Raw genomic sequence first — 22376 nt, 5'->3', positions numbered from 1 at the left:
GCCCGGAGGACCCCTTCCGCAGGGCGGTGCGGACCCCCGGAACCGGGTCCCGGACAGCGTCGCGCGAGGGGAGACCAGCCCATGATCGGAGCAACTGATCCGCTTCTGGCGCCGGTGCCCCTGCTCGCCGGCGGGCACACCCGGGAACCCGAGGGCACCGGCCCGGCCGCGATCGCGGGGCGGTTCGGAGAGGCGGGCCAGCTCTCGTCCGGGGAATGGCGGACCATGGGGGTGGTCGGCCTCGTGATGCTGGTGGGCGGCCTGGTGGCCTGGGCGGTACGGGTCGTCCCCGCCCACCAGCGCATGGTCGTCTTCCGGGCCGGGAAGCCGCCGGTGGTGAAGGACTCGAGGCTGGTGTTCGCGCCCCCGATGCTGAGCCGCTCCGTCCGCGTCCCGCGCGAGGATAGCGCCCTGGACGTGTTGTGGCTGCGCGGCGTCACCGCCGACGGGGTCGCGGTCACGGTGAACGCCGCCGCACGGGTCAGGGTGAACGACCCGGTCCGCTACGCGCGGGCGCCGCGCCCCCTGGGGGCGGCCCTGCTCACCGCGGCCGAGTCCGAGATCCGTACGTACATCGCCACGCACGAGCTGGTCGAGCTGTCGGCGCTGCTGCGGGAACCGCCCGGAGCGGGACGGCGCGACCTGTCGAGGCGGATCAGCGACCGCGTCGCCGGCTGGGGAGCGCAGATCACCGTCGTCGAGTTCTCCCGCGTGCAGGTACGGCTGGACTCCGACCTCCTCCGCTGGGCCGAATCCATCGAGCCGCGACCCGGGCCGCGATCAGGGCAGGCGCCGGGGCCGCGACCCGCGTTCCACGACAACGTTCACTCCAACAGGCGGGACTGACACATGGAACTCGTTCCGAGCACCATCCCTGGCGTCGGCGTCCTGCACCACTGCCGGACCCGGCGCGGGCAGCGCCTCAGCGTTCTCGTCGAGCACAGCGGCACGCGCAGCCTGCTCGTCGATCCGCGACCGGGCCCCGATCGCCGGCCCGGCCCCGGAGGGCACGGCCCACCGGGCGCCGCCGCACCACCGGGCCCCTCCAGGTCGCCCAGCCCGTACGGGGCCGATGACGGAGACGACGTCCCGTCCGTCCGGCTGATCCTGGAGCCGGACGAGGCGGACCAGATCGCCGACCTGCTGCACACCCGGCCCATCCCGGACCGGCTGGCCGTCCTCGAGGACCGCATCACGCGGCTGACCGAGGAGCTGCGCTCATGAGCCCGCCGTTGCCCACGCCCCTGTCCGGTACTGCCCTGCCGCAACGCGGCCCCGCCCCTCAGGATGGTGCCATGCAAGCACGTGAGATCGCGGTGAACGTGCCGACGGTGACCGCCGCCGATCCGGCCGTTCACGCCGTGCGGGTCATGGCGGTCAACCGGCTGCCCGGCCTGATCGTCGTCGACGACGAGCGGCGTCCCCGCACCGTGCTGCCGGGCAGCCAGGTGCTGCGGCTGGCGATCCCCGGCTCCTATCAGGAGGACCCGGCGCTGGCGCGCGTCGTCGACGAGGCCCACGCGGACCTGTTCTGGCAGGAGCTGGGCGAGCTGACGGTGGGCGACTGCCTGCCGCGTTCACCGGCCCGGCCCGCGACCGTCACCGCGGACGCCAACCTGCTGGAGGTGGCGGCCGAGATGGCCCGGCTGCGCAGCCCGATCATCGCGGTCGTCGACCGGCGGGGCGTGCTGACCGGGGCCATCACGCTGGAACGGCTGCTCACCAGCCTCGCCGTGATCGGCCCCGGGCCCGGCCCTGGAGACCAGACCGCCACCTGAGCGGCACCTGACCGACAGGGCGGCTTGGCTCCTCTGCCGGACGTCCGCCTTCGACGGTGCCGCGACCGTCCGCGGCGCCGCGCAGCCCCCTTCCCTGACCAGCCCCCTTCGTAGCTCGTCCCCTTTCCGTTTCCGTAGCGCAGCACCTTCCGTGGCGCCGCGCTTTCGCAGCGCAGCCACCACCGCAGCGCAGCCGCCTGCTTCCGCCTCCCGCGGTGTCCCGCCGGCCGGCCACCTGACAACACCTGTGAGGCGAATCGACCATGCCCGCGTGCCTGCGATCACCCGTCCGCCCCCTGCCGGGACCGCCCGTACCGACGGGACCGCCCCACCCGTCCGTGCCGCTCGGTGCGTCCGTGCCGCCGGGGCCGCCGGGAGCACGTCGATGACGGGACTCCTCGCGCTGGCGATCTTCGTCGTGGCGTTCTTCTTCATCGCCACGGAGAAGGCCGACAAGGTCAAGGTCGTGCTCGTCGCCGCCGGTGCGATGGTCGTGCTGGGCCTGGCCCCCGGCGCCGAGGTGTTCTTCTCCGAGCACGAGGGCATCGACTGGAACGTCATCTTCCTGCTCTTCGGAATGATGATCATCGTCGGGATCGTCCGCCAGACCGGCCTGTTCGACTATCTGGCGATCTGGGCGGCCAAACGTTCGGGGGGCCGGCCGTACCGGCTGATGGTCATGCTGATGTCCATCACCGCGCTGGCCTCGCCGGTGCTGGACAACGTCACGACGATCATGCTGGTCGTCCCGGTCACCGTGGTGGTCTGCGACCGCCTGCGCATCCCGGCCCAGCCGTACATCATCGCCGAGGTCCTCGCCTCCAACATCGGCGGCGCGGCCACCCTGATCGGCGACCCGCCCAACATCATCATCGGCAGTCGCGCCGGCCTGAGCTTCACCGACTTCCTGGTGCACATGGCGCCCGTCGTGGTCATCGTGTACGTGCTGTTCGTCCTGCTCACCCGGGTGCTGTTCCGCGGGGCGATGCGCTTCGACCCCAGCCACGTCGAGGAGGTGATGGCGCTGCAGGAACGCCGCGCCATCACCGACACCAGGCTCCTGGTGCGCAGCCTGGCGGTGCTGGGCGTCGTCATCGTCGCGTTCTCGCTGCACGCCGTCCTGCCCCTGGAGCCGTCGATCGTGGCCCTGGTCGGCGCCGGCGTCATGATCCTGGTGACCCGGGTCGAGGTCGGCACCGTGCTCCGCGAGGTCGAGTGGCCCACGCTGGTGTTCTTCATGGGCCTCTTCGTGATGGTGTCCGGGCTGGTGCACACCGGCATGATCGAGACGCTCGGCGAGCAGGCCATCAGCGTGTTCGGCGACGACTACTTCGCCGCCGCCACCGCGCTGCTGTTCGGCTCCGCCGCGCTCGGGGCCTTCTTCGACAACATCCCGTACGTCGCGACGATGGCCCCCGTGGTGGAGGACATGGCCGCCCAGGCCCCGAACGCCACCACGTCCGAGTCGCTCTGGTGGTCGTTCGCCCTCGGCGCCGACTTCGGTGGCAACGGCACGGCGGTCGCCGCCAGCGCCAACGTGGTCGCCATCGGCATCGCGGCCCGCAGCGGGCACCCGATCACGTTCTGGCAGTTCACCCGCTACGGCATCGTGGTCACCGTGCTCAGCACCCTCGCCGCCTGGGCCTACGTCTGGCTCCGCTACTTCACCTGAGCCGGCCGCCCGGGCCTGTGGACAACGGGACCGGGCTCGGGGGAAGTCACTAGGATGAACCGGTGGCTTCCCCCGAGAGCGGACCCGGACCGGACGAGGCGTACACGCTGCCCGACGAGCCGCCGCCGGATCCGTGGTTCGAGGACGATCTTCCTCCGGACGACCTCTACGAGACCGGTCACGCTCCGCACGAGGCGGGCGGGCCGGCTCCGGTGGCGCTCGCGCAGCCGCCGGCGTCCGCGATCGAGGCGTTGCAGCGCGTCTTCGGCTACGACTCGTTCCGCGACGGGCAGCAGGAGATCATCGACCACGTCGTCGAGGGCAACGACGCGCTCGTCCTCATGCCGACCGGCGGCGGCAAGTCGCTCTGCTACCAGATCCCCGCGCTCGTACGTCCGGGCGTCGGCGTCGTGATCTCGCCGCTGATCGCCCTGATGCAGGATCAGGTGGACGCGTTGCAGGCGCTGGGCGTGCGCGCCGGGTTCCTCAACTCCACCCAGGACCTCGACGAGCGCCGGGTGGTCGAGGCGCAGTTCGCGTCCGGCGACCTCGACCTGCTCTACCTGGCCCCCGAGCGCCTGCGCGTCGAGTCGACCGTGCGGCTGCTCGAACGCGGCACGATCGCGCTGTTCGCCATCGACGAGGCCCACTGCGTCTCGCAGTGGGGGCACGACTTCCGGCCCGACTACCTGATGTTGTCGGAGCTGCACAAACGCTGGCCGGACGTGCCGCGCGTCGCGCTCACCGCCACGGCGACCCAGGAGACCCGCGCCGACATCGCGCGGCGGCTCGACCTGGACGACGCGCGCCACTTCGTGGCGAGCTTCGACCGGCCCAACATCCAATACCGGATCGAGCCCAAGACCGACCCCAAGCGCCAGCTGCTGCACCTGATCCGCAACGAGCACGCGGGCGAGGCGGGCATCGTCTACTGCCTGTCCCGCAACTCGGTCGAGAAGACGGCCGAATGGCTGGTCCAGAACGGCGTCGCGGCCGTCCCCTACCACGCGGGCCTCGACGCACCGGTCCGCGCGACCAACCAGTCGCGGTTCCTGCGCGAGGACGGCCTGGTCGTCGTCGCGACGATCGCGTTCGGCATGGGCATCGACAAGCCCGACGTACGTTTCGTCGCGCACCTCGACCTGCCCAAGTCGGTCGAGGGCTACTACCAGGAGACCGGACGCGCCGGGCGTGACGGCATGCCCTCCACCGCCTGGCTGGCGTATGGCCTCCAGGACGTCGTCAACCTGCGCAAGCTGATCGACTCCTCCGAGGGCGACGACGCGCACCAGCGCCGCCTCAGCATGCACCTCGACGCCATGCTCGCCCTCTGCGAGACGGTCGAGTGCCGCCGCGTCCAGCTGCTCAACTACTTCGGCCAGTCCGGCGAGGCGTGCGGCAACTGCGACACCTGCCTGACGCCGCCCGAGTCGTGGGACGGCACGGTCGCCGCGCAGAAGGTGCTGTCCGCCGTCGTCCGCCTCGACCGCGAACGCCGCCAGAAGTTCGGTGCCGGCCACATCATCGACATCCTCGTCGGCAAGAAGACACCGAAGGTCATCCAGTTCGACCACGACGCGCTCAGCGTCTTCGGCGTCGGCGGCGACCTGCGCGACACCGAATGGCGCGGCGTCATCCGGCAACTCCTGGCCCAGGGCCTGCTGGCGGTGGAGAGCAACTACGGCGCGCTCGTCCTCACCGAGCACAGCAACGGCGTCCTGCGCAAGGAACGCGAGGTCAGACTCCGCCGCGAGCCCGAACGCCCCGCAGCGGCCGCCAAGACCGCCAAATCGCGCAGCAAGTCCGCCCCCGTCGACATGACCGCCGAAGCCCAGCCCGTCTTCGAACGGCTGCGCGCCTGGCGTGCCGCCACCGCCAAGGAGCAGGGCGTCCCCGCGTACGTCATCTTCCACGACGCCACCCTCCGCGAGATCGCCACCCGAGGCCCGTCGTCCCTGTCCGAGCTGGGCAAGGTGAGCGGCGTCGGCGAGAACAAGCTCGCCAAGTACGGCGAGCAAGTCCTGGAAACCCTCGCCGCCGACACCTGACCCTTCGTCCACAACCGCGATCGGCCCACGGCGGCCGCATCGTCCACAAACCTGTGGACCACGCGGCCACGGCCGCGCGCCCAGAGGCGGCGGGCCACGCCGGACGTGGGACATATCCACAGGCTGTGAGCCGCTACGGCTCGATATCCACAGGGTGTGAGGCGACACGGCGCGGTCGTTCACAGGGTTGTGGAGGCGCCCACTTCCAGGACGCGGACGTCGGTGTCCGGGGCGGTGGTCTTGGCGCGGGTGGCGAATTCGCGTTCTGGGCCGAGGAAGAGGTACGGGCGGACGGGGTCCAGGCCGGTCGGCCAGTACGTTCCGTAGTGGATGGGGACGGCGATGCCGGGGGCGGCCCTGCGGACGGCTTCGGCGGCGCGTTCGGGGTCGAGGTGGCCGGGGCCGAGTGTCGGGCCCCAACCGCCGACCGGCACCAGGGCCAGGTCGATCCTGCCCAGGCGCCCCATCCCGTCGAAGAGGTCGGTGTCGCCCGCGAACCACGTGATGTGGTGTCGCGTGGTCAGGATGTAGCCGAGCGCCGGGCCCCGGTGGCGCGACCACGGGTGGCGGCGGCCGCTGTGCTTCGCCGGTACGGCCCGTACGCTCGTGCCCGCCACCTCGACCTCGTCTCCGGCGACGACCTCGGTGCACCGGTCGGCGAGATCGCGTTCGCCGGCCGAGGCCAGCAGGGCGCGTGTCCCGCGGGGCGCCACCACCGGGGCGGTCGCGGACACCTGCCGCAGCGACGGCAGGTGCAGGTGGTCGACGTGCAGATGGGAGATCAGCACCGCGTCCGCCTCCCGGGCCGCGGGCCCCGGCACCTGGCCGCGCCGCCGCCGCAGGTGGCCGACCCGGTAGGCGAACAGCGGGTCGGTGATGATCCGAACGTCGTCGTCGATCGTGACGGTGCTGTGCCCCCACCAGGTGACCTCGGTCATCCGGCCTTCTCTCTCAGGCCCTCCCGGTGCCCCAGCCTTTCCAGCCACTCGACGAGCTGCCGGTGCACGGCCTCGGCGCCGATCAGCGGTTCCGGGCCGAGGGGCCAGGCGGCGGGGTGGACGAGCATCGCCTGCGTCTGCCAGCCGCCCAGGCCGCCGTGGCAGCCGACCAGCTCCTCGAACGCGGCGACCTCGCCCGTCGCCGGGTCGACCATGCTGTTCACGTAGATGTCCGGGGCGTTCTTCAGGTGCGCGACGTGCAGCAGATCCGATGCCGCGTTGTCCGCCAGGCCTGCCAGCGGGTCGGAACCGTCGACCCGGCCGTTCTCCAGGTGGCGGATGCCGTCGCGCCCCACCGCGATCGGCCCCCACTCCTCGGAGGTGACCACGGCGAACGCGATGCCCGGGTGGTTGGCCAGGGCGCCCACCAGGTCGGGCCAGTTCCGTTCGATCTCCTCGTACGTCAGCCGCCCGGGGTACTGCGGGAAGTAGACGATCCCGAGGTTGCCGGAGGCTGCGACGACCAGGTCGGCCTTGCCGTTCTCCGCCATCTGGGCGCCGAGCTCCCGGTCCTTCAGCACGCGCCGCGCGATGCCCGCGCTCACGCTCTCCTGCTCGATGAGCTGCCGCAGGAAGGTGTTGACCGGTCCCCATTCCTCGACCGTCGACGTCGCCGACGCCACTTCGGTCGTGCCGCCCATGAGCTCCCGGACGATCTCTTCGAGCGGCTTGCCGAACCGCTGCAGGAAGGTGGCCCCCTGGCTCTGCCCGTGATCGGAGAGGATCACGAACTCGTACGGGCGCGGCGCCTGCTGGGTCACCCGCTCCAGCTGGCCGATCACCTTGTCGAGCCCTTCGAGGGCCGAGAGCGACTCGGGCCGCACCGGGCCCGCGTGGTGCGCGATCTCGTCGTAGTCCACGAAGTCCACGTAGATCGAGTTCGCGCCGCGCATGATCTGCTCGATCACCAGTGCCACGTTGAGGTCGCGCAACATCACGTTCGTGACGCCGCGCAGCAGCACGTACGTCCCGCGCCTGCTGATGCGCGGCTCGATCCCCCGCACCCGCTGCCGCCGCGCCTGCCACAACTCCTTGATCATCTCGCCGATCGTCAGGATCAGCGCCCGGCTGAACCCGAACGGATGCGTGAAGAACGACGCGTAGGAGGACGAGGGGCCGATGCCGCCGCCCTTGGCGCCGCTCATCGACAGCAGGCGCACGGCCGCGTCCCCCGAGAAGAGGTTGGCGATGCTCACGCCGCCGTCCGCCAGCAGTCCCTTCCCGTCCGAGATCCGCGACTCGATCTCCGCCGCGTCCGACGGGCGGTTGGCGACCAGCATCCGGCCGGCGTCCTTCTCGTACCACCGGAACGCCGGGATCCCCTCGGTCGTCCCGTGCAGCAGCCCGGCCTGCGAGACCGGCGTCGTCGACGGCACCCGCGCCGTCCAGCCGCGCACCACGTGATCACCCGAGCGCACCCACCGCGACAACGTGGGCAGGTTGCCCGCGTTCAGCGCCCACTGGAGCACCGGCAGCGGCACCCCGTCGAGCTGGACGAAGATGACGCCCGGCACCTCGGACCGCTCGACCTTCGCCCGGCCCCTGGTCGCCTGCCGCATGCAGTGGCTGATGAACGCGTCGTCGCCGTCGACCGACAGCAGCCAGCCCAGCGTGGTCGCGATCAGTGCGTACAACCACGCCGCCAGCAGCGCGTCCCAGAAGTCGTCCACGGTCACGCCGGGCGCCAGCATCAGCCCGACGTACACCACCACGGCCTGGGCGAACAGCCCGATCGCGAAGACGCCGAACCAGGACAGCGCGACCGCCAGAGCCGTCAGCACCGGCCGCAACACCGCGTCCACGATCGCCACCACGAGGACCGCGATCGCGACGCTGATCGCCCCGGTCGCCGCGAGCCCCGCGTGCACGGCGATGATCAGCCCGAGCACCAGGATGCCGGCCAGCCATTCCCAGAGCAGGTCGAACACCTGCCGCCACCGGGGCCGCCAGCCACGCAACAGCCACCGGGCCAGCAGATGCCGTCTTCCCTGCCCGGACACCGGGACCATGCTCTCGATCAGAACAGATCGATCACTCGAAGTAAAGCAGCCGCCCGGCCGGAACAGGCCGCGCCTGAACTGCATAAACGGAGGATGATGCGAACAACGGGCGGGGAGGCGTCATGCACTCGGACACTCTGATCATCGTCGGGTTCATGGGCGGGGCGACGGTGCTCTTCTTCGTGTGCGCGCTCGCGACCCAGCGGTTCGTCGTCCGGGATCGGCCGGACGATCGCGAGCCTCGCGGGCCGGGCCTCGCTTTGCGGTACCTGTTCGCTGACCTGCACTCCAACCCCAACAACGGCATCCTGCAGAACGTCGTGTTCGTCTGCGTGCCCGCGGCCTTCGTGGCAGCCCTGGTCATCCCGCCCTCGTTGCACACCGTGATCGCGCCTGTCGACCGAAGCGCGTGGATGCTCCTCGATCTGCTCTACTTCGTCGCGATCTGGCCGGGCGTCATCATCTACCGGCGTCTCCGGTACGGCGTGCCCGACGAGAAGAAGCCCCGGTGGCTCCTCAACGATCCCCGAATCCGCGCCGCCGGGCCCGTTGACGGCGGTCAGAGGCCGCCGAGCTGAGGTCCTCGGCGTTCAGGAGACCTTGGGCAGCACCATGAAGTCGATGACGAACCGGGTGACCCCGCCGCCGGCGTCGCGGCCGATGAACGCCGGATAGACCCCGTCGCCCCAACCGGACGAGACCACGGAGTAGGTGGCTCCGGTCGCCGGATCGACCACGGCCGTCACATAGCCCGGGACGGGATTTCGCGGAGGCAGCGGCCTGGGCATGTAGACCGACTCGAAGCGGCTGAAGTCCCATTGCAGAACGGCCTCGCACGATGCGACGTCCGCGATGGCCGCGGCACCGGCGTCGACCGGGAAACCGCAGTAATCGTTCTTGCCCTTGAGGTCGGTCATCGGCACGTCCTCGGTGAAGGCCATTTCCCACGCCGTGGTCGGGGCGTCGCCGATCCGCAGTTCCAGCGCCGCATTGCGGCGATCGATCTCTTCGCCTCGTCTGCGGATGACCGCGACCCACGCGTACATCGGATAGGTGCCCGGAGGGATCGTCACGGCGACCGGACCGTCATCGCGGGAGGGGTACATGTCACTGGCGACCATGCGTCCGGTCGGCATCACCGCCGGGGCGAGTTCCCTGGACTCGATGACGAACTCGGTACGCCACTTTCTCTGGCGGTGCCCATCGACCAGGAGCTTGGTGAGGTCGGGTGCGTAGGCCATTCTCGGGTGCCTGTCTGTGATGTCCGGCGCGTCAGCGGGAGGTGGCGTAGATGGAGGAGGTGTCGTGGACGAGAATGGCCTGCTCCAACTGCCGGAGGGCGGGGCTGGGTTCGAGGCCGAGCTCGTCGGCGAGCGCCTGCTGTCCCGCCCGTCCGACCTCGAGCGCCTCGGCGGTGCGGCCCAGCGCGTAGAGGGCGCGCATGAGCTGAGCCCGGGGACGTTCGTGGAACGGGTGGTCGGCGACGATCCCGTACAGCTCGCCGGCGACCTCCGCAGGGCGGCCGAGGGCGAGCTCGGCGTCCGCCCAGTCTCCGGCGGCGGCGAGCCTGAGCTCGGCCAGGCGGCACGCCTCCGCCCGCGTCGCCGACAGATGTTCCTGCCCCTCGTACGGCACGCCCCGCCACAGGACGAGGGCCTCGCGGATCACCGCCGCCCCCTGCTCGACCCGGCCGGCGGCGACGGCCGCGCGTCCCTCCTTGCCGGCGGCGGCGAACGACTCGGCGTCGAGCTCGCCCGGATGGACGACGATGGCGTAACCGGGACGGCGCGACTCGAGCCTGTTCGCCCCCAGCAGTCCGCGCAGGTGGTGCACGTAGCCGTGCAGCGTCTTGGCCGCGGTGCGCGGCTGGCCGCAGGGCCAGAGCGCGTCGATCAGGCGGTCCGCGGGGACCGTCCGGTTGGGGCTGCAGAGCAGGACCGTCAGCAGGTCCCGCAACTTGGGCCGCATCGAGACGACCGCCCCGTTCTGCGTGTGGATCTCCAGCGGTCCCAGCACGTGAAATTTCATGTCCCCGTCCTCTGGCCTGGGTGTTCAGGTACGCCGGATCGGACCGGCGTCATCCAGTTCTAGGGCGGGGTGACGTTGTCCGAAATGAGCCGCCCGGGGGCTCCGGACAACGGCGCACGAGATCCGGACAAGCTGGTCACAGAGGATTTGCCACTTCACCCCAACCCGGCCGCAACCGCGGGCCAACCGCGCTTGCTCAGCCTTCTGGTGTCGATGTCGGCAGCAGCCGGCACCAGAAGGAGGAGTCCGCCGATGGAACTCAGGACCTCACGCAGATCGCGGTTGACGGCCCGGATCATCGCGGTGGCGGCCGTCGCCCCCACCCTCGCCGCCACTCTCCAGGCCGCCCCGGCGCACGCCGCCCCCGCGACGGCGACCACCCGGACGGCCACCGCCGCCCCGACCATCGCCACCGCCGCAGCAGCCGCGGCCGCCGTCCCCAAGCGCGAGAACAAGAAGAACCGAGCGGTCATCTTCATCCACGGCTACCAGTGGGACGGTGGGGCCGACTGCACTCAGTGGAACAAGGCCAAGAGCTTCTTCAAGGACGTCGGCTGGACCGGGAAGCTGATCACCTGGGGCTACTACAAGAAGGACAAGAACTGCTCCGTCGAGTACGGCGGCGACACCGGAACCGACCTGAAATACGTCTCCAAGTCGCTCGCCTGGCACATTTACAACAACTACACCTCGAAGGGCAAGACGGTCGACGTCGTCGGCCATTCGATGGGCGGGCTCATCATCCGCAACGCCATCGCGCGGGTGAAGCGCGGACACGCGGGCTTCCCGTCCAAGCTGTACGTCGAGGACGTCGTCACCCTGGGAACACCGCACAGTGGGGCGACGCACTGGTGGCAGAACGGTTGCCGTAGCACGCAGTGCAAGCAGATCAACTCGGGGAGCGGCCATCTCGAGTGGCTCAACGGCCTTCCCTCCAGCAATTTCCAGGCGACCGGCGGCACCAACTGGACGGCGCTCGGTTCGCACGACGACGAGGTCATCTCGGTGAACTCGGCGACGTCCTTCAAGGCCCAGCACAAGATCCGCTACCCCACGGCGGAAAAGGTCGGGCACAGCGACTACTACCAGACGGGCACCGGCACCAGTTGGACCTACTGGCGTAGCTCCAACTACGGCAAGGACTACACGAAGTACACCAACCGCGGTTCGGGCCCGCTTCGCTCCGCGTACCTCGCCGTCTACTACCACTCCGTCCGCTGACGGCGCATGACGGAGAACCAGGGACCGTCCGGGTGCCCGGCACCCGGGCGGTTCGCCGGTTGTGCCTGGGATGATCTCCTGTCTAGGGTCGTCGGGCACGGCGCCGGTGACCTGGACGACGGGAGCGGGACGTTGGGGCGACCTGAGCAACCGGTGGACCCGCAGGCCGGTCCGGTCGAGCGGCTCGCCTGGGAACTGCGTCGGCTTCGTGACCAGGCCGGACGTCCGAGCTACCGCGATCTGGCGCAGCGCGCGCACTTCTCCCGCAGCACCCTCGCGGAGGCGGCGACCGGCGTACGGCTGCCGACGCTCGAGGCGACGCTGGCGTACGCGACCGCGTGCGGGGGCGACCGCGCCGAGTGGGAACGCCGGTGGCATCTGGCGGCGGACGAGCTCGAACGCACGCACCGGCGCAGCCCGTACCCGGGCTTGTTCGCGCTCGGCGTCGACGACGCGGACCTCTTCTTCGGCCGCGGCCTCCTGCTGGAGGACCTGCTGAAGGCCGTCCAGCGAGCACCCTTGACCGTGGTGACCGGCGCCTCCGGCAGCGGCAAGTCGTCCCTGCTCGGCGCCGGCCTGCTGGCCAAGCTGACCGCCGACGGCACGGCCGCCAAGATGATCACGCCGGGCGCGCACCCCTCGTACGACGCCGGCGACGTCTCCGTCCTGATCATCGACCAGTTCGAAGAGGTCTTCACCCTCTGCGCCGAGGCTGAGCGGAACGCGTTCCTCGACCGGCTGAGCACCGCGGTCACCACCGGGGAAGGTCCGGCGGTGGTGATGGGGGTCCGTGCCGACTTCTACGAGAAGTGCGTCCAGCACCCCGGGCTGGTCACCGCCTTCCGCGACAGCGTGCACGTACCGGTCGGGCCGATGAACGAGCAGGAACTGCGCGCCGCCGTCACCGAGCCCGCGGCGCAGGTCGGGCTGAACGTGGACCCCGATCTGGTCGCCGCCGTGCTGACCGAGGCCACCGACCAGGTGGGAGCGCTTCCCATGGTCGCCCACGCGTTGCGGGAGACATGGAGCCGTCAGCGAGGCCTCAGCCTGCGCCTGATCGACTACCGTTCCGCGGGCGGCGTGACCGGCGCGATCGCCCGGACCGCCGAGGACCTCTACACGGACCTGGACGAGGACCAGCGCGAGCTGCTCCGCGCCGTTCTTCTGCGCATGGCCACCCCGGGCGAAGGCACGGCCGCCGTCCGCCGCCGGATCAGCCGCGACGAACTGACGGGCATCGAGCAAGCACGGGGCCGGACCAACCCCGCCCCCGCAGGCGACCAACCCGCCAGCAAGCGACCCACCACCGGGCGCCCAGGTGAGCGATCGGACTCCCAGCCCGCAGGCAAGGAACGCGACACCGAGCGTGCGGGCGGGCACCCCAGCAACAGGTCCGCGAGCCGGCGGCCAGGCACCGGGCGGCCCGGCGAGCGATCCGGCTCCAAGCCCGGTGGCGAGCAACTCGGCACCGAGCATGCAGGCGAGCGATCGGTCTTCGAGTCCACAGGCGAGCAACGCGACGGCGAGCTCGAGGGCGAGCGGCCCGGCACCATGGCCACGGACCGGCAGCACGGCGCCGAGCAGTACGGCGTCGAGCGTGCGGGCGGGCAGTTCGGCGGCGAGTACGCAGGCGGGCGGCCTGGCGCCGAGTCCACGGGCGGGCGGGGCGGGGCTGGGCGGGCGGGTGAGTTGGACACGGTGCTCGAGCGGCTGGCCGCCGCGCGGCTCATCGTCCTCGATCACGACACCATCGACATCGCGCACGAAGCGCTCATCACCGGGTGGCCCAGGTTGCGGAACTGGCTCGACGACGACCGGGAGACGCTGCTCCGTCACCAGCGGCTCACCAACGACGCGGCCGACTGGGAGCGGCACGGGCACGGCAAGGACTACCTGTATCGGGGCGAGCGGCTCACCGCCTGGGACACCGCGGACTTCGCGCCGCTGAACGACCTCGAACGTTCGTTCCTCATGGCGTGCCGCACGAACGCGGACGCCGAGCGGTCCGGTGCCCGGTGCCGGAAGGTCCTCACCATCGGCGGGTCGTCCTTCGCCGCCGTCGCGGTGAGCGTGCTGGTCGTCCTCACCCTGATCCAGACGGGCAACGCCGGCGGCGACCGCGACCGCGCCGAGTCCGTGCGCCTGGCCGGGGAGGCCCGTCGCCAGCTCCAGCAGGACCCGGAGCTGGCGCTGCTGCTGGCGATCGAGGCGTACGAGGCCGGACCCACGCCGGAGGCCGACATCGTCCTCCGGCAGGCCACCGTGGACGCCCGGCTGCGCGGTTCCCAGCCCGCCGGTCTGCGCCGGGTCGAGGGCATGGCCGCCGGCCCGGACGGCCGGAAGGTCGCGATCTGGGGTTCCGGCACGGCACCGGCCGGCCTGGAGATCTGGAACCTGGACGCCACGACGGCGCGCCGGGATCGCCTGACCCTTCCGCGTGCGCATACCCAGGGCCTGACCAGTGCCGACTTCAGCAAGGACGGCACCCGGCTGGCCACGGGAAACACCTCCGGTGAGGTCGTGCTGTGGGACCTCGCGACGGCCTCGCCGACCGTGCTGGGCACCGTCGACGGCGGTGTCCGCGACGTCAGTCTCGGCCCGGACGGCCGGGTGGCGACCGCGCACGGTGACGGCGTCCGGATCTGGGATCCGGACGGGAACACCGAGCCGGTCAAGCTGGGGCCCGCCGCGCGGAGCGTCGCGTTCAGCCCGAGCGGGCAGCGGCTCGCCGCCGGCGGGGACGGCTCCCCGCTCCGCGTGTGGTTGTTGACCGGCGACCGCCCCCGGCTGGAACGTGCGGCCCCGCGCGGTGCGCCGGAACACGTGGCGTTCAGCCCCGCCGGCCCCTGGGCCGCGACCGTCGAGGGCGACGTACCGCAGGTCTGGAACGTCCGGGACTCGCGCGCCGGCGAGTGGGCTCCGCAGGTCGAGCTGGCCGATCACGCGCCCCGGCTGAACGGGCTGGCGTTCAGCCAGGCGGGTGAACGTATGGCGACCTTCGGCGCGGACGGCCTGATCCGCGTCTGGACGACGGCCAGCGACGCCGACCCCCTGGTGTTGCGCACGCCCCGCGGCGATCCGCGCGGCGTGGCGTTCGCTCCCGGCGGCAGATCCCTGGTCGGCATCGACGCCGACGGCACGCTGCGCCGGTGGGACATCACGTCCGCCGAGCCCACGTCGGCCAGGGGAAGCCTCCTGGCGGTCAGCGCGGACGGCGGGACGACGGCGACGACCACCGACGCCATGTCGATCACCGTCCCCCGGAGCGTCGTCGTCCAGATTCGCCGTCCCTCGGAGCCCACCGAGGTGCGCGGGCCCAGCGACGCCGCCTACAAGGTCGCGCTGAGCCCGGACGGGCGGCGCATGGCGGGTCTCGGCCAGGCCGGAACGCTCACCCTCTGGGACCTGACCACCGGCACGGCGACCAGCGCGCCGGCCGGGCTCCGCGGCCTCCCCTCGAACCTGGCGTTCAGCTCCGACGGAAGCCGCCTCGCCGCCGGCGCCGCCGCCACGGAGCCACGGGTCTGGCAGGTCTCCGCGGACAACCGGCTGACCCCCGTCACCGGCTGGGCCGCCCCTCCGACCGGCAAGGCGGACGGCACCGTCGCGCTCAGCCCGGACGGCACCCTCCTGGCCGACGCCCGCAACGACGACACCGTCGTGGTCTGGGACCTGACCGGACGATCCGAGCCGAGGATCATGCGCGGGCATCAGGACGACATCACGGACCTGGCCTTCAGCCCCGACGGGCGGCGCCTGGCCGGCGCTGCCGCCGACGGCGCGATCCGGCTCTGGGACCCCCGCGGCAAGGGCGACCCGACGACGTTCCTGCGCGGCGCCGAGGACTCCGTCCGCAAGCTGCGCTTCAGCCCCGACGGCGGCTGGCTCCTCACCAACGAACCCACCGGGCACATGCGGCTCTGGCGCACCACCGGCGGCGAGCCGGTGGAGCTGTCCGGATGGGGGGCGACGGGCGGCGTCACGGCGTTCAGCGGCGACGGCCGGCAGATCACCCGCGGATTCAGCCCGCAGATCACCGGGCCGACCGGCTTGCGCGACGCCCTCACCCGTACCCGCGCCTGCGAGGTCTGCGGCCCCGCCGAACAGGTCCTCGACCTCGCCAAGTCACGCCGCACCCGGACCCTGACGGCCGAGGAACGCCGCAACCACCTCGCCTCCCGCGGCTGACCCCTAACCGAACACCTCGGACTGCGCGGCGGCAGTGTCGCGCCCGGTGGCGGCGGAGTCGGGCCGGGGGCCGGCGGCGGGCGGAGCGTCCGCCGTCCGGTCCGGGCGTTCCGCTCCGTGCGAGGGCTCCCAGGTGGAGTAGAACTGGCGGAACCAGCGGCGGTAGCGCGCGATGGGGCCGTCCATCGCGGTGAGCCGGGGGCGGTCGCGGTAGACCTTGTTCTCCCAGATCGGGATGTCCTGGGTGAACTGCAGGTTGGTGATCCGGGCGTTCAGCTCGGCGATCGACGCCGTGGCCCGCTCGTCGTCCAGGGCCTTCATGGAGAAGCAGATGGTGATCTCGGTGTGCTCCTCGTCCACCGGGGTCTGGGTGATGTAGGTGAGCATGTCGAGCGGGCCCTCCCGCACCTCGACCGCGACGATGCCCGGCCCGCAGACCGTGGTGCGGGTCCGCACCTCGACGCCCTCCTCGGCGATCGCGGTGACCTTGATGTTCTGGTCGACGACCATGACGTGACCGTCGAACGCCACGTCGAGCCGTTCGTCGTCGGGCGGCACCATGTCGTGCACCTCGTAGAAGTGCGACTGGTCGATGATGTTCTCCGAGAGCTCCTGCACGTGGGTGCGGACGCGGTAGCCGTCCACCCGCCAGGGCGTCCAGGTCCCGTCGCCGCGGTAGGTCGCGAGGTCGTAGGACGGCGGCGCGCCATTGGCGTGGTGCCAGACGAAGACGCGGCCGTTGCGTTCGCGGACCTCCCACGTCCGCGCCGAGACCTGGGGCGGACGCCGGTCGAGGCGGGGCACCTCGGCGAGCCGCCCGTCGCCGTCGAAGCGCCAGCCGTGGAACGGGCAGACGATCCCGTCGCCGCACACGCGGCCGCCGACACCCAGGTGAGCGCCCAGATGCGGGCAGTAGGCGTCGAACACGCGGACGCGGCCGTCCTCACCGCGGAAGGCGACGAGCTCGCGGTCGAGGAGGCGCACCGTCGAGACCTGGCCGGCGCCGATGTCGTCCGAGGCGGCGATCGCGAACCAGCCGTCGGGAACGGCGGGGAACGGATACCGGCCGCTCACGACACCGCCCCCTTCGCCGCGTCCGCGTCCTCGGTGCTCACGTCCTCCGCGAAGCGGCCGGCGAAGGCGCGCAGGGGCAGGTCGGCGCTGGTGACGCAGCCGGGTCCGGCGTTCACGACCGAACGGATCGCGTTGAGCGCGGGCATGCCGGTCACCGTCATGCCGACCGACGCGAACGCCGCGGGCGAGGAGAAGTCGGTGCCGGGCTTGGGGAAGATCATGTGCTTGCTGTAGATGCACGGATCCCCCTCGATCTTGGTGATGTAGCACGCCTGGATGTCCCAGTGCGGGTCCGTGGACGGCGTCATCTGCCATTCGAGGTGCATCTCGACCCTGGGCGTGCCCGCGGCCAGGCCGACGTACTTGAGGAAACAGCCCCCGAGGGAGCCCTTGGGCAGCCGGTACCAGCCCAGGTCGACGTCCTTGGTGCACGCGCCGAGCTCGTACTCGAACCTGACCTCGTCGAGTCGCAGGTCAAGGCAGTCGGCCATGAGCCGTACGGCGTCCTCGAAGACCCGGGTGTACCGCTCGAGCATGCCCGGCAGCCGCGGGTCGTCGACGGGCAGGCCGAAGCCGACGGCCTTCCAGGTGTCCACGGAGTGATGGCAGGACACGTCGACCGACTCGGTGCACAGCACGTGCTCGATGTCGGCGACGTCATTGGAGTGCACGATCGTGAGGATCTGCGCGAGGCCGGGGTTCATCCCGGTGCCGTAGAACGTCGACCCGCCCCGCCGGCAGGCCGCCTCCAGCACCTCCGACTCCCTGCGCCCCGACGGGAGCCGGTGGTTGGCGTCCCGATGATGCCCGGTGACCCAGTCGGCCGTGGTCACGACGTTGATCCCCGCCTCCAGGACCCGTTCGTACAACTCCAGGTCAGGGAAGACGCCGTGGAAGGTCACGCAGTCGGGCCGGGCCGCGATGATCTCCTCGATCGTGCCGGTCGCGGTGACGCCGACCGGCGGCAGCCCCGCCAGCTCGCCCGCGTCCACGCCGATCTTCTCCGGCGAGTAGCAGTGCAGCCCGACCAGCTCCAGATCCGGATGCCGGCCGATCCGCCTGATCATCTCGGTGCCGACGTTGCCCGTCGCGACCTGGAACACCCGGATCTTGCGGTCGAGAACGTTTCCTGGGGAACCCACACGTACCTCCGACGCACCTCGGTCACCCAGGCCCCCGCCGGGAGACAGCCCGACTCAGCAAAACTAGACTAGTGTCCAGACGACTGTCTTACCAGAGCGCTCCGGTGGAATGGGGACCATGCGCACACGCGGGTGGCGGGGGCGCCCGCCACGCACCGACGACGAGGCCCGCGCCCGAATCATCGAGGCCACGACCAGGTGCGTCGAACGGTTCGGCCCGCACAAGACCGGCCTCACCGACGTGGCGGAGGAGCTGGGCGTCACCCGGGCGACCGTCTACCGCTACTTCGGCACCATCGAGGAACTGTTCTAGGCGACCTCGCTGGCGGTGGTCGACGAGTTCCTCGGCCGCCTGACCGTGCACGTCGCACCCCTGCGCGACCCGGCCGGAAGGAGGGTGGGGTCACGGGATTCTGCCGACTCCGAGACGTATCCGGGAGCGGTTCCGTACCCACCCTCCCTGAGCCGCGGACCCTGATGGGTGCTCAGACCGGTCTCCAACTAAAGGCAGACTAACGACCCCCACCGACAGTCTCGGCCCGCCGCGAGGTAAGACTGATCGCATGGCATGTCGAATCACCGAGCTGATCCTGGATTGCCGCGACCCCGAGCGGCTGGCCGCGTTCTGGGCCGAGGTCCTCGGCTACGTGGAGATCGGCCGCGAGGGCGACGACATCGAGATCGGCCCTCCCCAGGGCTTCGGCGGCCCGCAGCCGACCATGATCCTCTCGAAGACCGCCGACCCCAAGACCGGCAAACTCCCGCTGCACATCGACGTCAACCCCACCGACCGCGACCAGGACGCCGAACTCGAACGCCTCCTCGCCATCGGAGCCACCAAAGCCGACGTAGGCCAAACCGGCGAAGAGTCCTGGCACGTCCTGGCCGACCCCGAAGGCAACGAATTCTGCCTGCTCCGCAAACGCCTGAACCCAGCCTAGAAGCCCCGCGCACCTGATCCTCAGGACGCCACCTCGCACTCCAGTCTGGTTCCGTGGCTTGGCCGGTTGGTTCGCCGGGGGGCGTGGTGCCGGCGCGGCGTATTCTTCGCGCGTGGAGTTGCGGTTTGAGACGCGCCGGTCCGACTCGCCGTGGGTCGACATCGTGTGGACCTGCACGAGCGCGCGGGTCACGGCGATGACGTCGGTCGCGGCGGTGCGCTGGGGCCTGGTGTTCTGGGAGCAGGACGGCCGGGCGTACGCGACGATCACCGGGCCCGAGACCCGGACCGGGACGGCGCCGGTGCCGGAGGGCGCGGCCTTCACGGGCATCGAGTTCGCGCTGGGCACCTCACTGCGGGCCGTGCCCACGCCGGCGCTGGTCGACGGCGGCATCGAACTCCCCGACACCACGCGCCGGACGTTCCGGCTGGACGGCGCGCGCTGGGAGACGCCCGGCGCCGACGACGCCGAGGGCCTGGTGGAGCGTCTCGTCCGGGCCGGGATCGTGGTCCGTGACCCGCTCGTCGCCGAGGTGCTGCGGGGCCACAGCCCGGACGTCTCGGGACGTACGGTCGAACGCCGGTTCCGTGCGGCGACCGGGCTGACGCGGGGCGGCATCCGGCAGATCGAGCGGGCCCGCAGGGCGGCGGAGCTGCTGGCGGCCGGCGAACCGGCCACCGACGTCGTCACCAAGCTCGGCTACTTCGACGAGTCGCACCTGGCTCGGGCGCTGCGTTCGTTCGTCGGGCGCACCGCCGGGCAGTTGCACGACGGCGCCGGCGGTGCGATCGCCCTTGACCTGGATCAGCGCCTGACGTCGTAGACGAGCTTCACGATCCCGTTCGAGTAGCTCTCCGACTCCCGCAGCGTCATCATGTGCTTGTCGCGGTCGGCGCGGCCGAACAGGCTCTTCCCGGCGCCGAGCAGCACGGGGAAGACGAGCAGGTTGTACTGGTCGATCAGGCCCGCGTCCGACAACCGCCGCGCCAGCTCGGCGCTCCCGTGGATGAAGATCGCGCCACCCTCGCCCTCCTTGAGCGCGGCGACGTCCTCGGTCGAGCGCAGGATCGTCGTCGGCCCCCACCCGTCGACCAGGGCGTCATCGGACAGCGTGCTCGACACCACGTACTTGGGCAGTTCCTTGTAGGCGGCGTGGTCCTCCGAGCCGGGCCAGACCGGCGCGAACGCCTCGTAGCTGCGGCGGCCGAACATCAGCGCCGTCGTGTCGGTGAGCTCCTCGCCCTTCAGCGACCAGGCCTCGGGAACGAACTCCAGGTCCTTGACCACCCAGCCGCCGCTGCGGTGCTCTTCCCCCGGCCCGCCCCCAGGCGAGTCCACGACGCCGTCGAGCGACATGAAGCCGGTGTAGACCAGGTCACGCATTGTCATCTCCTCATGATCAGGCAAGCCGCCGCGACCACCCTAGTCGCGACCGCACCGGCCGTCTTGGACGAAAACGACAGCCGTCGGCGAGCAGACGATCATGGGCGCCCCGCCTATTGCTTGATCGCGTAGCGCAGGAGCAGCAGGCCGTTGCCGAAGCCGGTGGCCTCGAGCAGCTCCAGGTCGTGGCGGTCGGTGAAGACGCGCGTCCCCTTGCCGCGTGTCACCGGGCAGACCAGCAGCTGGACTTCGTCGACGAGGCCGGCGTCCAGCAGGGAGCGCATGAGCGTCAGGCTCCCCCACAGCCAGATGTCCTTGCCGTCCTGCTGCTTGAGCTCCCGGACGGTGGCGGCCGGGTCGCGCGTCACGGTCGCGGCGGGAAAGTCGCCCCAGGGGGCCTCTTCCAGCGTCGAGGAGGCGACGTACTTGGTGAGGTTGTTGAGCTTCTCGCCGTACTCGCCCTGGTCTTCGGCGTACGGCCAGTAGCCCTTGCTCGCGGCGTAGGTGTTCGCGCCGAGGATCAGCGTGTCGACCGCGTCGACGAGCCCCATCACGCGCTCCTTGAACGCGGGGTCGGACTTGTCGGAGAACGGCTCCACCGACACGAAGCCGAGCCCGCCGTCCTCCTCCGCGGCGATGTTGTCGAAGGTCACCCACTGCTGGACTCTGAGCTTCCGCATTCTCGTACTCCTTCTCGTTCGGATCCACGGAGGGCCTCCAGGCAGGTCGCGGCGCTGAAGGCCCGGGGAGCCGTCTGTGACAGCGTCCGGTCAGGCGCGCCGGCGTTCCTCCTGCTTCCGGATCAGCTCCTCGACCGCGCTGGGGAGGGTGGTCTCGAAGTCGATCAGCTTCGCCCAGGTCGGGGTCACGACGATGCGGACCATGCTCTCGTAGAGCGAACGCACCCCGGCCTCCCATTCGACCCGCTGCTCGGCCGTCATCGTGAGCGCGCCGTTCATCCGCAGGTACTCCTCCGGGATGCCCTCGACGACGTCCAGCTCGGCGCGGCCGCGGATCAGCAGGATCTTCGGCGGGTGCACCTCGGTGTCGATCGTCAGGGCCACGGCGGGGTTGTGGCGCAGCGCCGGGAGCTTCGGGGCGTTCGTCGCGGTGCACATGACGATCTCCGAGCCGTTCCAGGAGAACCCGATCGGGATCGTCCGAGGGGTCCCGTCCTTGGCGACGTACGCGAGGCGGGTCAGGTCGCGGTCCAGGAGTTCGCGGCTCAGAGGACGGTTCAGGACCTCGCTGACCTCGTCCGGTCGCATGGTCGGCTTGCTCATCTCAAGGCTCCTGTCGGTTCAGTGGGCGGGGCGGACGGGGAGATCGTAGAAGCGTCGGACGCTGGATCCGACGCGGTCGAGGTCGGTGCCGTAGATGTGCAGGGAGACGGCGATGTCGTCGCCGGCGTTGCGGACGCGGTGGATGTCGCCGGGCGGGGCGAAGCCGGTGACCTCACCGGTCAGGTTCCGGTTGCGTCCGGCCTCGATCAGGGCGGTGCCGTCGTCGGAGAGCGTGTAGAGGTCCTCGTCCTCGACGCCGGCGAGGCCGCCGAAAACGCACCAGGTCACGTGGTCGTGGACGCGGGTCACGGCGCCCGGCCGCCAGACGATCGCCACCATCGAGAACGAGCCGTCCGGCTCCACGTGCAGGCGGTGGCCGCTGGAGGTGCCGCGCTCACCGGGGAGCAGGTCGGCGGGGAGCAGGTCCGGCGACGGCAGGTGGTCGCGTAGCGCGTCGGCCACATAGGCCGCGGTGTCGCGCGGGCCGGCGTCGCGGGCGACGGCCGCGCGCACGGCGATGACCAGTTCGTCCAGCTCGGTGGCGGGGTGCGAGGTTAGGGTGGTGTTCATGGTGTCCTCCTCCTTTCGAGGTGCCTCCAGCGTCCCTCCGGAGAGGCCGG

Annotated in this window: 21 protein-coding genes; 11 read left to right on the top strand and 10 right to left on the bottom strand. The window is 71.1% G+C overall.

From position 1 onward, the window contains the following. The first annotated feature begins 81 nt into the window (after nucleotides 1-81). From ABZ810_RS00195 to recQ, 5 genes are all read left to right on the top strand, one after another. Nucleotides 82-846, top strand: a complete 765-nt coding sequence (locus ABZ810_RS00195; RefSeq protein ID WP_358397220.1) for an SPFH domain-containing protein — start codon at nucleotides 82-84, stop codon at nucleotides 844-846. A 3-nt stretch (nucleotides 847-849) separates the two neighbouring features. Then, complete coding sequence (locus ABZ810_RS00190) at nucleotides 850-1224, top strand: hypothetical protein (protein ID WP_358397218.1); 375 nt, start codon at nucleotides 850-852, stop codon at nucleotides 1222-1224. 71 nt (nucleotides 1225-1295) lie between these two features. Continuing rightward, nucleotides 1296-1778 carry a CBS domain-containing protein gene (locus ABZ810_RS00185; RefSeq protein ID WP_358397215.1) on the top strand — a complete coding sequence of 161 codons (483 nt, stop codon included), beginning with the start codon at nucleotides 1296-1298 and terminating at the stop codon, nucleotides 1776-1778. Nucleotides 1779-2163: 385 nt separating this feature from the next. Beyond that, nucleotides 2164-3450: an ArsB/NhaD family transporter gene (locus ABZ810_RS00180; protein WP_358397213.1), complete on the top strand. Its 1287-nt coding sequence runs from the start codon at nucleotides 2164-2166 to the stop codon at nucleotides 3448-3450. Between the two features lie 62 nt (nucleotides 3451-3512). Beyond that, nucleotides 3513-5498 carry a DNA helicase RecQ gene (gene recQ, locus ABZ810_RS00175; protein ID WP_358397210.1) on the top strand — a complete coding sequence of 662 codons (1986 nt, stop codon included), beginning with the start codon at nucleotides 3513-3515 and terminating at the stop codon, nucleotides 5496-5498. A gap of 179 nt (nucleotides 5499-5677) precedes the next feature. Here the strand turns inward: recQ and ABZ810_RS00170 are convergent, their stop codons facing one another. Next, a complete protein-coding gene (locus tag ABZ810_RS00170) occupies nucleotides 5678-6436 on the bottom strand; it encodes an MBL fold metallo-hydrolase (RefSeq protein ID WP_358397208.1) in 759 nt (252 codons plus the stop codon). Further along, nucleotides 6433-8580, bottom strand: a complete 2148-nt coding sequence (locus ABZ810_RS00165; protein ID WP_358397205.1) for an alkaline phosphatase family protein — start codon at nucleotides 8578-8580, stop codon at nucleotides 6433-6435. The genes ABZ810_RS00170 and ABZ810_RS00165 overlap by 4 nt, the downstream gene beginning before the upstream one ends. Nucleotides 8581-8618: 38 nt before the next feature. On the opposite strand from ABZ810_RS00165, the gene ABZ810_RS00160 reads away from it, so the two are divergent. Continuing rightward, nucleotides 8619-9074 (top strand): hypothetical protein, encoded by a 456-nt coding sequence (locus ABZ810_RS00160; RefSeq protein ID WP_358397202.1) that lies wholly within the window; start codon nucleotides 8619-8621, stop codon nucleotides 9072-9074. Between the two features lie 12 nt (nucleotides 9075-9086). Here ABZ810_RS00160 and ABZ810_RS00155 read toward each other — a convergent pair whose 3' ends face one another. After that, nucleotides 9087-9632: a DUF4241 domain-containing protein gene (locus tag ABZ810_RS00155; RefSeq protein WP_358397201.1), complete on the bottom strand. Its 546-nt coding sequence runs from the start codon at nucleotides 9630-9632 to the stop codon at nucleotides 9087-9089. A gap of 136 nt (nucleotides 9633-9768) precedes the next feature. Beyond that, nucleotides 9769-10524 (bottom strand): AfsR/SARP family transcriptional regulator, encoded by a 756-nt coding sequence (locus ABZ810_RS00150; RefSeq protein WP_358397198.1) that lies wholly within the window; start codon nucleotides 10522-10524, stop codon nucleotides 9769-9771. A gap of 252 nt (nucleotides 10525-10776) precedes the next feature. On the opposite strand from ABZ810_RS00150, the gene ABZ810_RS00145 reads away from it, so the two are divergent. Further along, nucleotides 10777-11745, top strand: a complete 969-nt coding sequence (locus ABZ810_RS00145; RefSeq protein WP_358397196.1) for a hypothetical protein — start codon at nucleotides 10777-10779, stop codon at nucleotides 11743-11745. A 132-nt stretch (nucleotides 11746-11877) separates the two neighbouring features. Next, entirely contained in the window at nucleotides 11878-15933 is a 4056-nt protein-coding gene (locus ABZ810_RS00140; protein ID WP_358397194.1) for a helix-turn-helix domain-containing protein, read from the top strand. A gap of 3 nt (nucleotides 15934-15936) precedes the next feature. Here the strand turns inward: ABZ810_RS00140 and ABZ810_RS00135 are convergent, their stop codons facing one another. Together ABZ810_RS00135 and ABZ810_RS00130 are read right to left on the bottom strand one after the other, a co-directional pair. Further along, a complete protein-coding gene (locus ABZ810_RS00135; protein ID WP_358397192.1) occupies nucleotides 15937-17007 on the bottom strand; it encodes a Rieske 2Fe-2S domain-containing protein in 1071 nt (356 codons plus the stop codon). Further along, a complete protein-coding gene (locus ABZ810_RS00130) occupies nucleotides 17004-18149 on the bottom strand; it encodes a hypothetical protein (protein ID WP_358397190.1) in 1146 nt (381 codons plus the stop codon). The genes ABZ810_RS00135 and ABZ810_RS00130 overlap by 4 nt, the downstream gene beginning before the upstream one ends. A 118-nt stretch (nucleotides 18150-18267) precedes the next feature. On the opposite strand from ABZ810_RS00130, the gene ABZ810_RS00125 reads away from it, so the two are divergent. The 3 genes from ABZ810_RS00125 to ABZ810_RS00115 all read left to right on the top strand — a co-directional run bounded on the left by ABZ810_RS00125 (nucleotide 18268) and on the right by ABZ810_RS00115 (nucleotide 19913). Then, nucleotides 18268-18462 (top strand): helix-turn-helix domain-containing protein, encoded by a 195-nt coding sequence (locus ABZ810_RS00125; protein ID WP_358397188.1) that lies wholly within the window; start codon nucleotides 18268-18270, stop codon nucleotides 18460-18462. Between the two features lie 250 nt (nucleotides 18463-18712). Next, complete coding sequence (locus ABZ810_RS00120) at nucleotides 18713-19090, top strand: VOC family protein (protein ID WP_358397185.1); 378 nt, start codon at nucleotides 18713-18715, stop codon at nucleotides 19088-19090. Between the two features lie 112 nt (nucleotides 19091-19202). Beyond that, complete coding sequence (locus ABZ810_RS00115; protein ID WP_358397183.1) at nucleotides 19203-19913, top strand: helix-turn-helix domain-containing protein; 711 nt, start codon at nucleotides 19203-19205, stop codon at nucleotides 19911-19913. Here the strand turns inward: ABZ810_RS00115 and ABZ810_RS00110 are convergent. The 4 genes from ABZ810_RS00110 to ABZ810_RS00095 form a co-directional block, all read right to left on the bottom strand. Next, nucleotides 19895-20479: a dihydrofolate reductase family protein gene (locus ABZ810_RS00110; RefSeq protein WP_358397180.1), complete on the bottom strand. Its 585-nt coding sequence runs from the start codon at nucleotides 20477-20479 to the stop codon at nucleotides 19895-19897. The two genes, ABZ810_RS00115 and ABZ810_RS00110, sit on opposite strands and share 19 nt — an antisense overlap. Before the next feature lie 107 nt (nucleotides 20480-20586). Next, nucleotides 20587-21153 carry a dihydrofolate reductase family protein gene (locus ABZ810_RS00105; RefSeq protein WP_358397178.1) on the bottom strand — a complete coding sequence of 189 codons (567 nt, stop codon included), beginning with the start codon at nucleotides 21151-21153 and terminating at the stop codon, nucleotides 20587-20589. Nucleotides 21154-21243: 90 nt separating this feature from the next. Continuing rightward, nucleotides 21244-21756: a pyridoxamine 5'-phosphate oxidase family protein gene (locus ABZ810_RS00100; RefSeq protein ID WP_358397175.1), complete on the bottom strand. Its 513-nt coding sequence runs from the start codon at nucleotides 21754-21756 to the stop codon at nucleotides 21244-21246. Nucleotides 21757-21774: 18 nt separating this feature from the next. Beyond that, nucleotides 21775-22326 (bottom strand): cysteine dioxygenase family protein, encoded by a 552-nt coding sequence (locus ABZ810_RS00095; protein ID WP_358397173.1) that lies wholly within the window; start codon nucleotides 22324-22326, stop codon nucleotides 21775-21777. Nucleotides 22327-22376: the final 50 nt, after the last annotated feature.

Origin of the sequence: Spirillospora sp. NPDC047279 (genome assembly GCF_040643285.1) — a bacterium.
In the GTDB taxonomy this organism is placed as follows: domain Bacteria; phylum Actinomycetota; class Actinomycetes; order Streptosporangiales; family Streptosporangiaceae; genus Spirillospora.
The sequence above is the reverse complement of the archived record's forward strand: the minus strand, read 5'-3'. Positions and strand labels throughout refer to the sequence as shown.